General features: G+C 69.8%; 12 protein-coding genes, 1 tRNA gene and 1 other RNA gene. 9 read left to right on the top strand and 5 right to left on the bottom strand.

The features are described from left to right. Positions 1–9: 9 nt before the first annotated feature. Positions 10–408, bottom strand: a complete 399-nt coding sequence (locus AC4FS1_RS16715) for an arsenate reductase ArsC (protein ID WP_491156857.1) — start codon at positions 406–408, stop codon at positions 10–12. A gap of 28 nt (positions 409–436) precedes the next feature. On the opposite strand from AC4FS1_RS16715, the gene AC4FS1_RS16710 reads away from it, so the two are divergent. The 5 genes from AC4FS1_RS16710 (at position 437) to bsh (ending at position 4,508) form a co-directional block, all read left to right on the top strand. After that, positions 437–1,129 (top strand): hypothetical protein, encoded by a 693-nt coding sequence (locus tag AC4FS1_RS16710; protein WP_491156855.1) that lies wholly within the window; start codon positions 437–439, stop codon positions 1,127–1,129. Between the two features lie 138 nt (positions 1,130–1,267). After that, complete coding sequence (locus AC4FS1_RS16705; protein WP_491156853.1) at positions 1,268–1,780, top strand: hypothetical protein; 513 nt, start codon at positions 1,268–1,270, stop codon at positions 1,778–1,780. Positions 1,781–1,947: 167 nt separating this feature from the next. After that, entirely contained in the window at positions 1,948–2,385 is a 438-nt protein-coding gene (locus tag AC4FS1_RS16700) for a DUF2255 family protein (RefSeq protein ID WP_491156851.1), read from the top strand. Between the two features lie 28 nt (positions 2,386–2,413). After that, entirely contained in the window at positions 2,414–3,430 is a 1,017-nt protein-coding gene (locus AC4FS1_RS16695) for an aldo/keto reductase (RefSeq protein ID WP_491157084.1), read from the top strand. Between the two features lie 103 nt (positions 3,431–3,533). Next, positions 3,534–4,508, top strand: coding sequence for a choloylglycine hydrolase (gene bsh, locus AC4FS1_RS16690; RefSeq protein WP_491156850.1), 975 nt, complete (start codon positions 3,534–3,536; stop codon positions 4,506–4,508). A 71-nt stretch (positions 4,509–4,579) separates the two neighbouring features. Here the strand turns inward: bsh and AC4FS1_RS16685 are convergent. From AC4FS1_RS16685 to AC4FS1_RS16670, 4 genes are all read right to left on the bottom strand, one after another. Continuing rightward, positions 4,580–4,667: transfer RNA gene (locus tag AC4FS1_RS16685), tRNA-Ser, on the bottom strand. 61 nt (positions 4,668–4,728) lie between these two features. After that, entirely contained in the window at positions 4,729–7,053 is a 2,325-nt protein-coding gene (locus tag AC4FS1_RS16680; protein WP_491156848.1) for a transglutaminase TgpA family protein, read from the bottom strand. Beyond that, positions 7,043–8,287: a DUF58 domain-containing protein gene (locus AC4FS1_RS16675; protein WP_491156846.1), complete on the bottom strand. Its 1,245-nt coding sequence runs from the start codon at positions 8,285–8,287 to the stop codon at positions 7,043–7,045. The genes AC4FS1_RS16680 and AC4FS1_RS16675 overlap by 11 nt, the downstream gene beginning before the upstream one ends. Positions 8,288–8,294: 7 nt before the next feature. Beyond that, complete coding sequence (locus tag AC4FS1_RS16670; RefSeq protein ID WP_491156844.1) at positions 8,295–9,293, bottom strand: AAA family ATPase; 999 nt, start codon at positions 9,291–9,293, stop codon at positions 8,295–8,297. Positions 9,294–9,438: 145 nt separating this feature from the next. Between AC4FS1_RS16670 and ffs the strand changes: the two genes are divergently transcribed. The 4 genes from ffs (at position 9,439) to AC4FS1_RS16650 (ending at position 13,927) form a co-directional block, all read left to right on the top strand. After that, an RNA gene (ffs, locus tag AC4FS1_RS16665) (signal recognition particle sRNA small type) lies at positions 9,439–9,535 on the top strand. A gap of 81 nt (positions 9,536–9,616) precedes the next feature. Beyond that, entirely contained in the window at positions 9,617–11,806 is a 2,190-nt protein-coding gene (gene pta, locus AC4FS1_RS16660; RefSeq protein ID WP_491156842.1) for a phosphate acetyltransferase, read from the top strand. Beyond that, the gene (locus tag AC4FS1_RS16655; protein WP_491156841.1) at positions 11,803–13,044 is read left to right on the top strand and encodes an acetate/propionate family kinase; all 1,242 of its coding nucleotides are present in this window, start codon (positions 11,803–11,805) and stop codon (positions 13,042–13,044) included. The genes pta and AC4FS1_RS16655 overlap by 4 nt, the downstream gene beginning before the upstream one ends. A gap of 142 nt (positions 13,045–13,186) precedes the next feature. Beyond that, on the top strand, positions 13,187–13,927 hold the full coding sequence (locus AC4FS1_RS16650; protein WP_491156840.1) for an HAD family hydrolase: 741 nt from the start codon (positions 13,187–13,189) through the stop codon (positions 13,925–13,927). The last annotated feature ends 28 nt before the right edge of the window (positions 13,928–13,955 follow it).

Genomic DNA, 13,955 nt, shown 5'->3' with positions numbered 1-13,955 from the left:
TCCGGCGGGTCAGGCCGTCAGGTCGCCGATCAGGGCCTCGACGCGGGAGCGGATGTCGTCGCGGATGCGGCGCACCGCGTCGAGTTCCTGGCCTGCCGGGTCGTCGAGTACCCAGTCTTCGTATCGCTTGCCGGGAAAGATCGGGCAGGCGTCGCCGCATCCCATGGTGATCACGACATCGGATTCGCGTACGGCGTCGACCGTGAGGATCTTCGGGGCGTTCGCTGCGATGTCGATCCCTTCCTCCGCCATCGCCTGAACGGCGGTCGGGTTGACCGCGTCCTTCGGTTCGGACCCGGCCGATCGCACGTCGATCCGGTCGCCGGCGAGTGCTTCGAGGTAGCCCGCGGCCATCTGCGAGCGTCCGGCGTTGTGCACGCACACGAACAGCACGGTGGGTCGGGACATGGGGTTTCCCTTGATCGGCGGAGGTGTCATGACAATCATGCTCGATGTGGAGGGGCTGCGCACTCCGGTGGCGGTGCAGCGCTACCCTGGCCGCATGCGAAGCCGCCGCCGGACATGGGTCGTCGGCGGGGCGGGCCTCCTCGCCTGCGGGGTCCTCGGCGCGCTCCGCTCCAGCCTGGCGGGGTCTCCGGGAGCGGTGTGGGGCGTCGCCATGACGGCCGACGTCATCTACGCGGCGGCTGTCCTGCTCTTCGCCGTCGGTGCCTCACAGGCGGCGAGCGTTGTGGCGCGCGGCCCGCTCGGCGTCACAGCCCTGTCCATCGTCGCGGTGTGGCCGCTCGCGGACACCCTGGTGGGCGGGCTGCTGTCGACGCAACTCTCCTCAGAGACCGGCAGCTGGGCCGTCTACGGTTACATCTCGCTGATCGTGCCGGTCGGGGCCGGCCTGATCGCCGCGATGCGGATCGCGCGGGCCGGCACCGTGCCGTCGCCGTGGTGCTGGGCGCCGCTGGCCGTGCTTCTCCTTCAGGCGGCGGTGTGGGCGATCCCGCAGATCCTGTTCACCGCCACCGGCGCCGCCGGGATCCAGGCCTTCTACGCTCCTTTCGCCGCCCTCGGGATGCTGGGATTCCTGGCGCACACCCTGGGGCTCGGTATCCTCGCGGTCGTGCTCGCCGCACGCGAGCGACCGGACAGCGTGGAGGTTTACCGTTCCGCGTGAAGAGCGCGTGGGTCGCGGCATCCTCGCGAACCGGGAGTAGGCTCGCCCTCCGTCAGCAGCGTTGCGCCGGACAGTCCGGCCGACGGCGATCCTCCGGGGTCGTCCCGCCCACGGAGAGAGCCCGACATGGTCCGCCCGATGATCTTGATGGGAGACGTGCTCGACACGCTCCGCGAGTGTTCCGCCGGCGACGGCGTGGCCTATCTCACCGGCGGCGCTCCCGAGAGCCGCGTTCCCGCCGATGCCCGTACGGTCGTCGTCGGGGTGGACCTGCGCGATGTCGCCTCGCGAGGGGTGGCGAAAGCCCGGCTGAAGATCGCCGGGCAGCTCGCGGCCGAAACGGTCCGGCACGGCGGCGCCGTCCGCCACGCGGTGATCGCTACCACCTTGGATCCGCACATGGTGCGCTACTTCGACCGCCTCGCCTCCGCCCTGGCCACTCGTCTTCACTCCGAACTCGAGCGCGCGGCCGGTCGCGACGTGGAGGTCACTCTGCTGGATGTCTCGCGCTGCGAAAACGGGCGTGCACTGTTCGATCGGCTGCGCGAGCGCTCCGACGACCCGTCCGGCTCGCACGGAGTGGTCGTCCTCAACTGGGATGACATCCGCTCGCGCTCCATCGCCCGTGCCGCGACCCTCCAGTACGTCTGAGCCGTTCGTCTCCTCGCACCCGCACACCGCGGTGCCCTTTCGGCCTGCTCCCCACGCGCCCTCGCGCGGGAGATGCGCGGGCAGAGGTCGCGCTACCCCTTCCCGATCACCGACCGTACGCCCTAGCGTGAACGCGTCCCGCCACTTCACATCCCGAGAGGACCCCCATGAGCAACTGGAGCGCTGACGAGCTCGACCTCATCGGTCGGGCGGACGAGCTGCGGGTCTCCTCGCGGCGTCCCGACGGCACCGACCGGCCGTACGTGACCATCTGGTCGGTCCGCGCGGGGGACAGCATCTACGTCCGCTCCGCCTACGGCACCGGGAACCCCTGGTATCGGCGCGCCGTCCGATCGGGCACCGGTCGCATCCAGGCGGGTGGAATCGAACGGGCCGTGGCATTCACGCCGATCGATCCTGGCGACTCCGTTCTTCAGAAGGCGGTGGACGACGCTTACCACGCGAAGTACGACCGGTACGGGCCGCGGACCGTCGGGCCGGTCGTCGGCCCGAACGCCCACGGGTCGACTCTTCGCCTCGATGCCCGGACGGAAACGGACACACCGCCTGGACCAGCGGACGGACGGGGCGACGGCGAGCCGTGACCCCGGCATCGCAGAAGGAGACCACGTGATGGACTATCGCCCGCTCGGACGCACCGGCGTGCAGGTCAGCCCCCTGTGTCTGGGCACGATGATGTTCGGCCCCTGGGGGAACGACGATGAGGCCGACTGCATCCGCATCATCCACCGTGCCCTGGACGCCGGCATCACGTTCGTCGACACCGCCGACGTGTACTCCGCCGGCGTCTCCGAGGAGATCACCGGTAAGGCGCTGCGGGGCCGTCGCGACGACGTCGTCCTCGCCACGAAGTTCTTCATGCCGATGGGGGACGAGCCGAATCACCGCGGCGGGTCTCGGCGGTGGATCATCCGGGAGGTCGAGGATTCCCTCCGTCGCCTCGGCACCGATTGGATCGACCTCTACCAGGTGCACCGCCCCGACCCGACGGTCGACATCGAGGAGACGCTCGGTGCGCTCAGCGACCTGGTCCATCAGGGCAAGATCCGCTACATCGGCTCGTCGTCGTTCTCCGGCGCCCAGATCGTCGAAGCCCAATGGGCGTCGCGGGAACGCAACCTCGAACGTTTCGTCACCGAGCAGCCGCCGTACTCGATCCTCGTCCGTGGCATCGAAGAGGACATCCTCCCCACCACCCAGCGGTACGGGATGGGCACGCTCACGTACAGTCCGCTGTCGGGCGGTTGGCTGTCGGGGAAGTGGCGGAAGAGCGCCCCGGGCTCGCCGACATCGTCGGCGCGGCCCGGCGCCCGGTTCGACATGAGCAGCCCGGCGAATCAGCGCAAGCTCGATATCGTCGAAGAGCTCGCCCAGCTGGCCGAGCGCAACGACATGACGCTGATCGAGCTGGCGATCGCCTTCGCGATCAACCACCCGGGGGTCACTGCCGCCATCGTCGGACCGCGGACGAGAGAGCAGCTGGAGTCGTACCTGCCCGCCGCGGACAGGCGACTGCCGACCGAGGTCCTCGACCGTATCGACGAGCTCGTCGCGCCCGGGGTCACGATTAATCCCGACGACAACAGCTACGGCACCCACGAGCTGCAACCCGCATCGCGCCGGCGCTGAGCGGCTTCCGTGTGTTTGTCACCGGGGTAGCCAGCGGCCGCTCATCGGCATAGCGTCGGCCTCCCGTTCCCCAGACGGACAACGCCGCATCGGAGGCAGTCACATGTGCACAGGAGCGAACTACACCACGCGCGATCATTACTTCGGTCGCAATCTCGACCTGGAGTTCTCTTACAACGAGACGGTCACCGTCACGCCTCGGAATTTCCCTTTCGAGTTCCGAAAGGCGCCGTCGCTTGCGACACACCACGCCATCATCGGGATCGCGACCATCGCGGACGGCTATCCGCTGTACTACGACGCGACCAACGAGAAGGGCCTCAGCATGGCGGGGCTCAACTTCCCCGGGAACGCCGACTACAAACCCGAGGCGGAAGGCAAGACGAACGTCACACCCTTCGAGTTCATCCCCTGGGTTCTCGGGCAGTTCGAGACCGTGGATGAAGTGAGGACGGCGCTGGCGGAGCTGAACCTCGTGGAGATCAACTTCAGCGAGACCTTCCCCCTGTCGCCGCTGCACTGGATCATCTCCGACCGGGATCAGTCCCTCACGGTGGAGAGCGTGAAGGAGGGGCTCAAGGTGTACGACAACCCGATCGGAGTCCTCACCAACAACCCCACCTTCGACATCCAGTCCTGGAACCTGAACAACTTCATGCATCTGTCGAAGAACCCCCCGGAGAACAACTTCTCCGACGACCTCGAGTTCGACGTCTACAGCCGCGGAATGGGTGCGATCGGCCTTCCGGGCGATCTGTCGTCCGCGTCCCGTTTCGTCAAGGCCGCCTTCACGAAGATGAACTCCGTCTCGGGCGACTCCGAGTCGGAATCGATCAGCCAGTTCTTCCAGATCCTGGGTTCCGTCGCGCAGCAGCGCGGATGCGTGGAGGTCTCGCCGGGCAAATTCGAGATCACGATCTACTCCTCCTGCTGCAATACCGACAAGGGGATCTACTACTACACGACCTACGAGAACAGCCAGGTGACCGGCGTCGACATGCACAAGGAAGACCTGGACGGGAGCGGGCTGGCGGACTACCCGCTGATCAAAGGCCAGCAGATCCACATGCAGAAGTGACCGAGCGCAGCCCGGAATGGGAAGAGCCGCCGATGCGGGACGAAAAGTCCAGGTCGGCGGCTTATTCCGTGTGGCGGAGGATGGGGGATTCGAACCCCCGAGGGCTTGCACCCAACACGCTTTCCAAGCGTGCGCCATAGGCCACTAGGCGAATCCTCCTCGGCCCCGGAGGGCCGCCGACCATCCTACCTGCAACCGCGACGCGGCCCGCACCGCGGGTTCACCGGGCCGTCGCGGGCTCCGGCGGATGCGCATACGCAGAGCCGGGGCGGATGACGAGAGATCGCGGCACGACGGCGGCAAGGATGCGGCGCCACGGGGCGACACCTCCGGCCAGCGCCCGCCGGACGGAGGTCAGCGCGGCGCTCAGATCGTCCCCGGATCCCGGTCTCGAGGAAGGTCCGGCATAACTGGCCCGTTCGATCGCCGCGACGAGCACGTCGATCGCCGGGGCCGGGGCGCGGTGGTCCGCCACCAGGCGCGCACCGAACGCACGCGGAGACTCCGCACCGGGCACGGGGATGGCGAGGTCTATCGCCGACTCTTGGACGGCGAGCCATGTCGCCCCGGCCTGGCCTGAGCGGGCAGCGGCCAGGAGGCGGCGACGGCGGATCTCCCGGAGCACGCCCGGGAGCGCGAGCACGGCCAGAACAAGCAACGCCGTCCCGATTCCGGGCCACGCGCTGCCGCCGTCGTTCCCCCCGAGACTCCCGGCGCCGGCCTCCAGGTCCTCGTCGAGGCGCGTGCCGGGTGCGGATGTCGCCGACGGACCCGTCGTCGGCTGTGCGGCCTCCTGCGGCGCTCGGTCCGCGGGCGTCGCGCCGCCAGGGGTGAGGGCGGACGTGAAGCTCGTCGGCACTCCGAGACTGTTGGTCGGCTCGAACGGCACCCAGCCGATCCCCTCGAAATGCACCTCCGGCCAGGCGTGCAGTTGGCTGCTGGAGACGGTGTAGATCGTCTGCCCCTGCGTTGCCGCACTCGTGTTCACGCCCGGGAGGTACCCGACGACGATCCGTGACGGCATCCCCAGGGTGCGCGCCATCAGCGCGAAGGCGGACGCGAAGTGGACGCAGTACCCCTCCCGCGCGACGAGGAACTCCGCGACGGCAGCGGCCCCCGAGCCGTCGAACCCATCCTCCACCGGAGCCTCGAGCGAGTACGCGAAGCCCGACCCGCGGAACCATGCCTGTAGCGACTGCAGGGCGTCGAAGTCGTTCACGGTGCCGCTGGTCACCTCGCGCGCCGTCGCCTCGATCACCGGAGGCATGCCCTCGGGGAGGGCGAGCGACTCTTCGCGCACCTCACCGCCGGATCCGCGCGCGCGGATCTGCTCGAGAGTGGGCCGGGGAACCGAGGTGACGACCTCGTAAACCTGCCCCTGGGAGGAGCCCGTGCGGGAGACGACGGTCCGGTTCTGCGAGAGAGCGCCCCAGGTGCCGTCCAGGCCCGTGACGGAGACGGCGGGGTACGGCACCGGAAGCCACGGCGAGTTGAGGTCGGTGATCTCCACGGTCGTGCGGTACTCGGATACGGCTACCTCGGAATCGACCTCGACGGCCGGGAGCGCCGCATCCTCCTCGGAGATCGGCAGTGTGCGCCCTGCATCGGGCTCCCACACCGCGCCGTCGAACTCGGAGAGCGTGACCGCCCGCAGGTAGGGCGGGCTCGGGGCGGTCGACCGGACCGACAGCACCTCGGTATCGCGTGGCTGTCGAAGATCATCACCGAGCTCGAGGGTGGGGTCGATCGTGGCCCCCGTACCGATGCCGCTGCCTCCGGCCCGCGCGACGGGCGAGGGAAGCAGGGGGCTCGCCACGAGCGCCACCACGACGGCGATCGCACCGATCGCCGTCGCCGTGGCTGTGGCGCCGCTGGCGCGCGGGGGGCGTTCGCCGGAGAAGTCCGGGCCAGGGTCGCGCGGGGGAGCCTCGGGTCGGCGCTGCCGTGCGCGCGTGTCGACCCGCAGGAGGAAGAGGATGCTGGCCGACAGGATCACGAACCCGACGATGTCGATCTCGTCCGGGACGGCGATCGAGGGGATCAGGGAGATCGCGACCAGACCGACGCCGGCCAGCAGGGGCATCCGTGCGGTGAGTACGACATGGTCGATCGCCAGGGCGACGAGCCCGATGGCGGCGATCAGGATGAAGGCGAGGGCGGTACCGGCTTCCAGAGGCGCTGCGCCCAGCACGATCTCGTCGATTCCTGCGGATACCAGCACAGGCACCATCGCGAAGGAGTCCGGCGTGGGGATGACCCACACGAACGCGGTCGACCGGCCGAACATGGCGGTGAGGGCGAGTACCCAGACGGCGGCTTCCAAGGCTGCCACGGCGACACCGGGGAGCCGGAACCACCGCGCGACGACTCCGGTGGCGAGGACCGCTGCGGCCAGCACGAAGGCCCCGAGCACCCACGGCCCGCGGTCGATGACGCGCAGCAACGGGGTACTGGCGCCCACGAGAGCCGTCAGCACCCCGGCGGCGAGCAGGATGTCGGTGCGCCGGCGCCCGGGGAGCGCGCGGCCCCACGGGTCAGTGGACACGGGCGCCTCCCCGCGCGATGGTGGTCTCCCACGCCCGCGGAAGGTCGGCATCCGGCGCGATGGAGCCCGCCGACCATCCGAACCCGCGGAGGCGATCGACGGCGTCGGCCGCCGCACCGACGGCGAGCAGCACCGGGAGGGAGGAATGATGAGCCAGGGGCGCCAACGTCTCAGCGTCGGCGGGGGAGAGGCGGCCGGTCACGACGACGACGGGGCCGGTGAGGATGCCGGCGAACAGCCCCGACACGCCACCGAGGTCGTCTCCCTTCCGGGTGGTGAGCGTGGCCAGCTGCGCGGCGAGGGCCTCGACGTCGAACACCTCGCCCCCGGCCAGCGGATCGGACAGGGGCGAGCCGTCGGAGTCGAGGATGGTGACGGTGTACCCCTCGCGGACGAGCTGCATGACCGCCGACACCGCCGCGGAGACGCCGGTCTCGAAGGCGGGGTCCTTCCCCGGCGCGAGCAGGGCCTCGGTACCCCACCGCAGCGCGCCCCGATCGAGCACGACGGTGGCTTCCGGGCTCGCTTCCTGTTCCTCCTGCCGGACCATGAGGGTGTCGCGGTGGGCGGTGGCCCGCCAATGGATGCGCCGCATCGAGTCACCCGACGCGTACGGACGCGCCACGAGGTTGTCTGCGCCCTGCCCGAGCTGCGCGGTCGCCGTCTGCAGCATCCCGCCGGATTCTCCCGGAGCCGTCGGCAGCAGGGACAGCTCGACGATCGCGGGGGCCACCGTCACGCGTGTGCGCCCCCCGAGGGAGAACCGACGCCGGGCCAATCCGAACGGGTCGGTGGCCGTGACGATCAGCGGACCGAGCGTGTGGATGCCTCGGGTGCGGCCCTCGACGGTGTACCGCAGTTCGATCGTGCCATCGCCGCCGCGCAACCCCGATCCCATCGCCGGGAAGATGCCGCGGGCACGCCCGGCCAGACCCGAGGGCAGCGTGTCTGCCCACGTCCCCGGCGCCGTGGGGAGTGCCGACCGCATGCCCACCCGCACGCGGACGGCCGTCGCCCGCCCGACGGAGGCGACATCGGGCACGAGGGAGCGTGCCACCGCCTGGGTGCGCCGTGCGGCGAAGAGCGACACGACGCTCCCGGCGACGACCGCGAGCAGCAGCACCCCGAAATACACCAGCTCTTGCAGCCCGGCCTCGGCGGCGATCACGAAGGACAGGAGCGCCAGGACCACCGCGCCGGTACCCCGGGCGGTCAGCGGCCACAGGCGTTTCATGTTCGTGTCACACGCGCGCCGCGAGAGGGACCCGCACCGACGCGGCGATCCGGTCGAGCGCGGCGGAGATGACCTCCACCGACGGGCGACCGCCGGCGGCGGCGCGGCTGGGAATCAGGCGGTGGGCGAAGACCGGGCCGAGCAGCGCCGTCACGTCATCGGGGATGACGAAGGCGCGGCCGTCCAGCGCTGCCCAGACCTTCGCCGCGCGCACCAGCTGCAAGGTCGCGCGGGGGCTTGCGCCCAGCCGCAGATCCGGGTGCGAACGGGTCGCATGGGCCAGGGCGACGGCGTAGTCCTCGACGGCCGGTGACACGTGGACCGCGCGGGCCCACGCGATCAGCTCCGTGACGCGCGCGGCGGTGACCACCGGCCGGATGGCTTCGAGTGGATTGACGGTGTCGCGCTGGCGCAGCATGAGGGCTTCGCTGCGGGCATCCGGGTACCCCATCGAAATGCGCATCATGAACCGGTCGCGTTGCGCCTCGGGAAGCGCGTAGGTGCCCTCCATCTCGAGCGGGTTCTGCGTGGCGACCACCAGGAACGGGTCGGGGAGGAGGTGGGTCCGTCCGTCGACCGTGACCTGCTTCTCCTCCATGGCCTCCAGCAGTGCCGACTGCGTCTTGGGGGAGGACCGGTTGATCTCGTCGGCGATGACCACGTTGGCGAAGATCGCCCCCGGCTTGAACTCGAATTCGCGGTCGACCGGGTTGAACACCGACACACCGGTGACGTCTCCGGGGAGAAGGTCGGGGGTGAACTGGATGCGGCGGACGCTCGCGTCGATCGAGGCGGCCAGGGCGCGGGCGAGCATGGTCTTGCCCACACCGGGGACGTCTTCGATGAGGAGGTGTCCCTCGGCGAGAAGGGTGACGAGAGCCGAGCGCACCGCATCCGGTTTCCCGTCGATGACGCGCGAGACCGAGGCCAGGATGCTGCCGGTGACCTGTCCGAAGTCCTCGGGAGTCAGCGGCTGCAGAGAGGGGGCGGTCACGGTGTCGTTCATGGTTCCCTCGGGTCGGGGGGAGGGGCACCATCGCCCGTCGTTACCCGATCGTAACCCCGGTTTCCGGGCCTGGGGCTGGGAAAAGCCTGCCGCTTGCGGTGACCCGTCGAAGTCGACGTGTCACCGCTCGGCCGGTTAGAGTGGAGGTGGCTCTCCGCGTGGCGGCATCCAGGCCAACTCCCCCAGGACGGAAACGTAGCAAGGGTAACCAGGCTCTGCTGGGTGCGCGGAGAGTCTTTCTTTGCCCCGGTGGCGCCGTGGGGGATGTCTCGACGGTGGTGCAACCCCGCGAAGAACAGGCCCGACCGTCCTAGGGTGGAGCCGTGGCGCAGAGCATCTACATCACCTCCGCAGAAGGCCACTCCGGAAAGTCCACCGTGGCGCTCGGAGTGCTCGACGCGCTCAGCCACGCCACGCCCCGTGTGGGGGTGTTCCGGCCCATCGCCCGCTCCACCGCTGAGCGCGACTACGTGCTCGAGATGCTGCTCGACCATGACGGCGTCGACCTGGACTACGACGAGTGCGTGGGTGTCGGGTACGACGACGTGCGCGCCGACCCGGATGCGGCGCTCGGACGCATCGTCGAGCGGTACAAGGCGGTCGAGGCGCAGTGCGACGCCGTGGTGGTGATCGGCAGCGATTTCACCGATGTGTCCAGCCCCGCCGAGCTCGGCTACAACGCGCGCATCGCCGCGAACCTCGGCGCACCGGTCCTTCTCGTCGTCGGTGGCCGCGCGGGACAGGGACAGGGGGAGCAGCTCGGCACCAGCACCGCCCGCAGCGCCGAGGAAGTGGGACAGGCGGCTTCCCTTGCCCTCGTCGAGCTCGCTCACGAGCGCGCCGAACTCTTCGCCGTGGTCGTCAACCGCGCCGACCCCTCACAACTGGACGAGGTCGTCGCCGTGGTGCACGGCGTCGTCGACACGGAGAGCGCCCGCACGGTCCCCGGCGGGAACATTCCGGTGTGGGCGCTGCCCGAAGACCGCTTCCTCGTCGCACCCTCGGTGCGGGGGGTGATGCGGTCGGTGGGGGGAGAGCTCGTCAAGGGCGACCCTGCCCTTCTCACGCGCGAGGTGCTCGGGGTGGTCGTCGCCGGGATGTCGATGGTGAACGTCCTGCCCCGGCTCACCGAGTCGGCGATCGTGGTGATCCCCGCGGACCGGACAGAGGTCCTTCTGGCGACCCTGCTCGCCAACTCCTCGGGGACGTTCCCGTCGCTGGCCGGCATCGTGCTCAACGGCCCGTTCCCGCTTCCCGAGGCGATCGATCGACTCATCGACGGGCTGGGGTCATCGCTGCCGATCGTTGCCACCGACCTCGGCACCTACGACACCGCGGTGCGGGTCATGAACACACGAGGGCGCCTCGCCGCCGACTCGCAGCGCCGCTACGACACCGCGCTGGCGATGTTCGAGCAGTACGTCGACACGGCCGAGCTCACCCGCGCACTCGGGGTCGCCCAGCCCAGCGTGGTCACGCCGCTGATGTTCGAGTACGGCCTCGTCGAACGCGCGCGCCACGATCGCCGCCACATCGTGCTGCCGGAGGGGAACGACGACCGGGTCCTGCGTGCGGCGGCGACCGTTCTCGCGCGCGGCATCGCCGATCTCACGATCCTGGGCGAGGAGGCCGAGGTGCGAAACCGGGCGGTCGAGCTGGGCATCGACCTGGGGGCGGCGAACGTCGTCAGCCCGTTCGATGCGGCGTATGTCGACCGCTTCGCGCACGAGTACGAGAGGCTCCGTGCGCACAAGGGCATGACCTACGCCCGCGCCGCCGACACGGTCACCGATGTGTCGTATTTCGGCACGCTCATGGTGCATCTGGGGTTGGCGGACGGGATGGTGTCGGGCGCCGCGCACACCACCGCCCACACCATCCGGCCCGCGTTCGAGATCATCAAGACCCGCCCGGGCGTCTCCGTCGTCTCCAGCGTCTTCCTCATGGCCCTTGCCGATCGCGTGCTCGTGTACGGCGACTGCGCGGTCATCCCCGACCCCACGAGTGAGCAGCTCGCCGACATCGCCATCTCCTCGGCCGCGACCGCCGACCAGTTCGGGATTCCGCCGCGGGTGGCGATGCTGTCCTACTCCACCGGCGAATCCGGCACCGGTGCCGACGTCGAGAAGGTGCGTGCGGCGACCGCGCTCGTCCGGGAGCGGGCGCCCCAGCTCCTCGTGGAGGGACCCCTCCAGTACGACGCGGCGGCCGATGCGGCGGTGGCCGCCGCGAAGATGCCGGGGTCGGATGTCGCCGGCCGCGCGACGGTGTTCATCTTCCCCGACCTCAACACCGGCAACAACACCTACAAGGCTGTTCAACGCTCGGCCGGCGCGGTGGCGATCGGCCCCGTGCTGCAGGGGCTGAACAAACCCATCAACGACCTCTCGCGCGGTGCGCTCGTCGATGACATCGTCAACACCATCGCGATCACCGCGATCCAGGCGCAGGCCGACGCATCCGACCTTCTCGACCCGCCGGATTCCCGCAGGTCGGGGGAGGACCGGTCATGACCGCGGTGCTCGTGATCAACTCGGGGTCATCCTCGTTCAAGTACCAGCTGCTCGACCCCGAATCGGAGCACGTCCTGGCGATGGGGCTCGTCGAGCGCATCGGCGAAGCATCCGGCGTCGCCAGCCACACCGTCACGGCCGCGGCACTCACCGGCGGTGGGGGCAGCGGGCCCGCGCTCACCGTGACGGATGCGACGTACCGGATCGAGCGCGCGATACCCGACCACACCGCGGGCTTCCAGGCGATGCTGGACGCGCTGGCGCAGCACGGGCCGTCGCTGACGGAGCATCCGCTCGTCGCCGTCGGGCACCGTGTCGTGCACGGCGGGGCGCGCTTCTACGAGCCGACGCTCATCACTTCGCTGGTCGAGATCAACATCGACGAGCTCTCCGTCCTCGCGCCGCTGCACAACCCGGCGAACCTCGCCGGGATCGTCGCTGCCCGCAAGACCTTCCCCGATGTGCCGCACGTCGCCGTCTTCGACACAGCCTTCCATCAGACCCTCCCGGCGCCGGCGTACACCTACGCGATCGATGCGGCGCTCGCCGAGGCTCACCGCATCCGCCGGTACGGGTTCCACGGGACGAGTCACAAGTTCGTCAGCGAGGTGGCCGCCGGCTTCCTCGGCAGGCCGCTGGGAGATCTCAAGCAGATCGTCTTCCACCTGGGCAACGGCGCATCCGTCACCGCGATCGACGGAGGACGCTCGGTCGACACGTCGATGGGCCTCACACCGTTGGAGGGGCTGGTCATGGGCACCCGTTCGGGTGACCTCGACCCGGCCGTCCTGTTGCAGCTCGGGCGGCGCGCGGGGATGTCCATCGACGACCTCGACACTCTTCTCAACAAGAGGTCGGGGCTCCTGGGCCTCGCCGGAGTGAGCGACATGCGCGACATCCATGCCGGCATCGAGCGCGGCGACGCCAGGGCCACCCTCGCGTGGGATGTGTATATCCACAGACTCCGCGCCTATGCCGGGGCGTATCTGGCCCAGCTGGGCGGTGTGGATGTCATCTCCTTCACCGCCGGCGTCGGCGAGAAGGATCCCGCCGTGCGGGCGGCGTCCCTCGCCACGCTCGGGTTCGCCGGCATCGAGATCGACGCCGAGCGCAATGCCGCCCCCGATCGCGGCGTCCGCATCATCTCGACCGATGCCTCCGCGGTGACCGTCCTCGTCGTCCCCACGAACGAGGAGCTCGAGATCGCGCGTCAGACGCTCCGCGTCGCGGTGTCCTGACCCACCCCCGGACCGCGAAACTGCACCTCCGCCACGAAACAGCGTCCCTCGGCGGCGGTCTCGTGGCGGAGATGGAGTCTCACTGCCCGATTAGCCCGCAACCCCGCGACGCTGCCCGGCGCGGCGCAACTACGCTGGACCCGTGCCCGCCGGAACCTCCACGCCGCTGCCCGACCTGACCACCTACGACGCCGTCCTGTTCGACCTCGACGGCGTGCTGACCCCCACCGCCGAGGTGCACATGCACGCCTGGCGAACGATGTTCGAGCAGCTGTTCGCGCAGTGGAACATCCAGCCGCCATACACCGAGCGCGACTACTACGAGTACCTCGACGGCAAGAAGCGGTACGACGGCGTCGCGAGCCTTCTGCGCAGTCGCGACGTCGAGGTGCCGTGGGGCGACCCGTCGGACCCGTCGACGGCCGACACGGTCTGCGGCATCGGCAATCGCAAGAACGACGTGTTCGCGGCGGTGCTGCGGTCGGAGGGGATCGCGCCCTACCCCGGGTCGGTTCGGCTCGTCGACAAGCTCCGGGCTGCCGGCGTGCCCATCGCCGTGGTGTCGAGCTCGAAGAATGCCGAGGAAGTGCTCGCCGCGGCGGGAATCCGCGATCTCTTCCCGGTCGTCATGGACGGTGTCATCGCCGAGCGCGACCATCTCGCATCCAAGCCCGCGCCGGACGTCTTCGTCGAAGCCGCCCGGATGCTGGGTGTCGATCCCGCGCGTTCGGTCGCCGTCGAAGACGCGCTCAGCGGCGTCCAGTCGGCCGCCGCGGGGGGCTTCGCGGTCGTCGTCGGGGTCAATCGCGGCGCCGGCGGCGAGGATCTTTCCGAAGCCGGGGCCACCGTCGTCGTCGATGACCTCGCGGCGTTCGTAGACTGACCTTCCGAGACATCCCGAATCTCCGGCA

The sequence above is a fragment of the Microbacterium sp. Z12_35 genome, from assembly GCF_058310475.1.
Note: the sequence above shows the minus strand (reverse complement) of the source record. Positions and strands in the feature narration are given on the sequence as shown.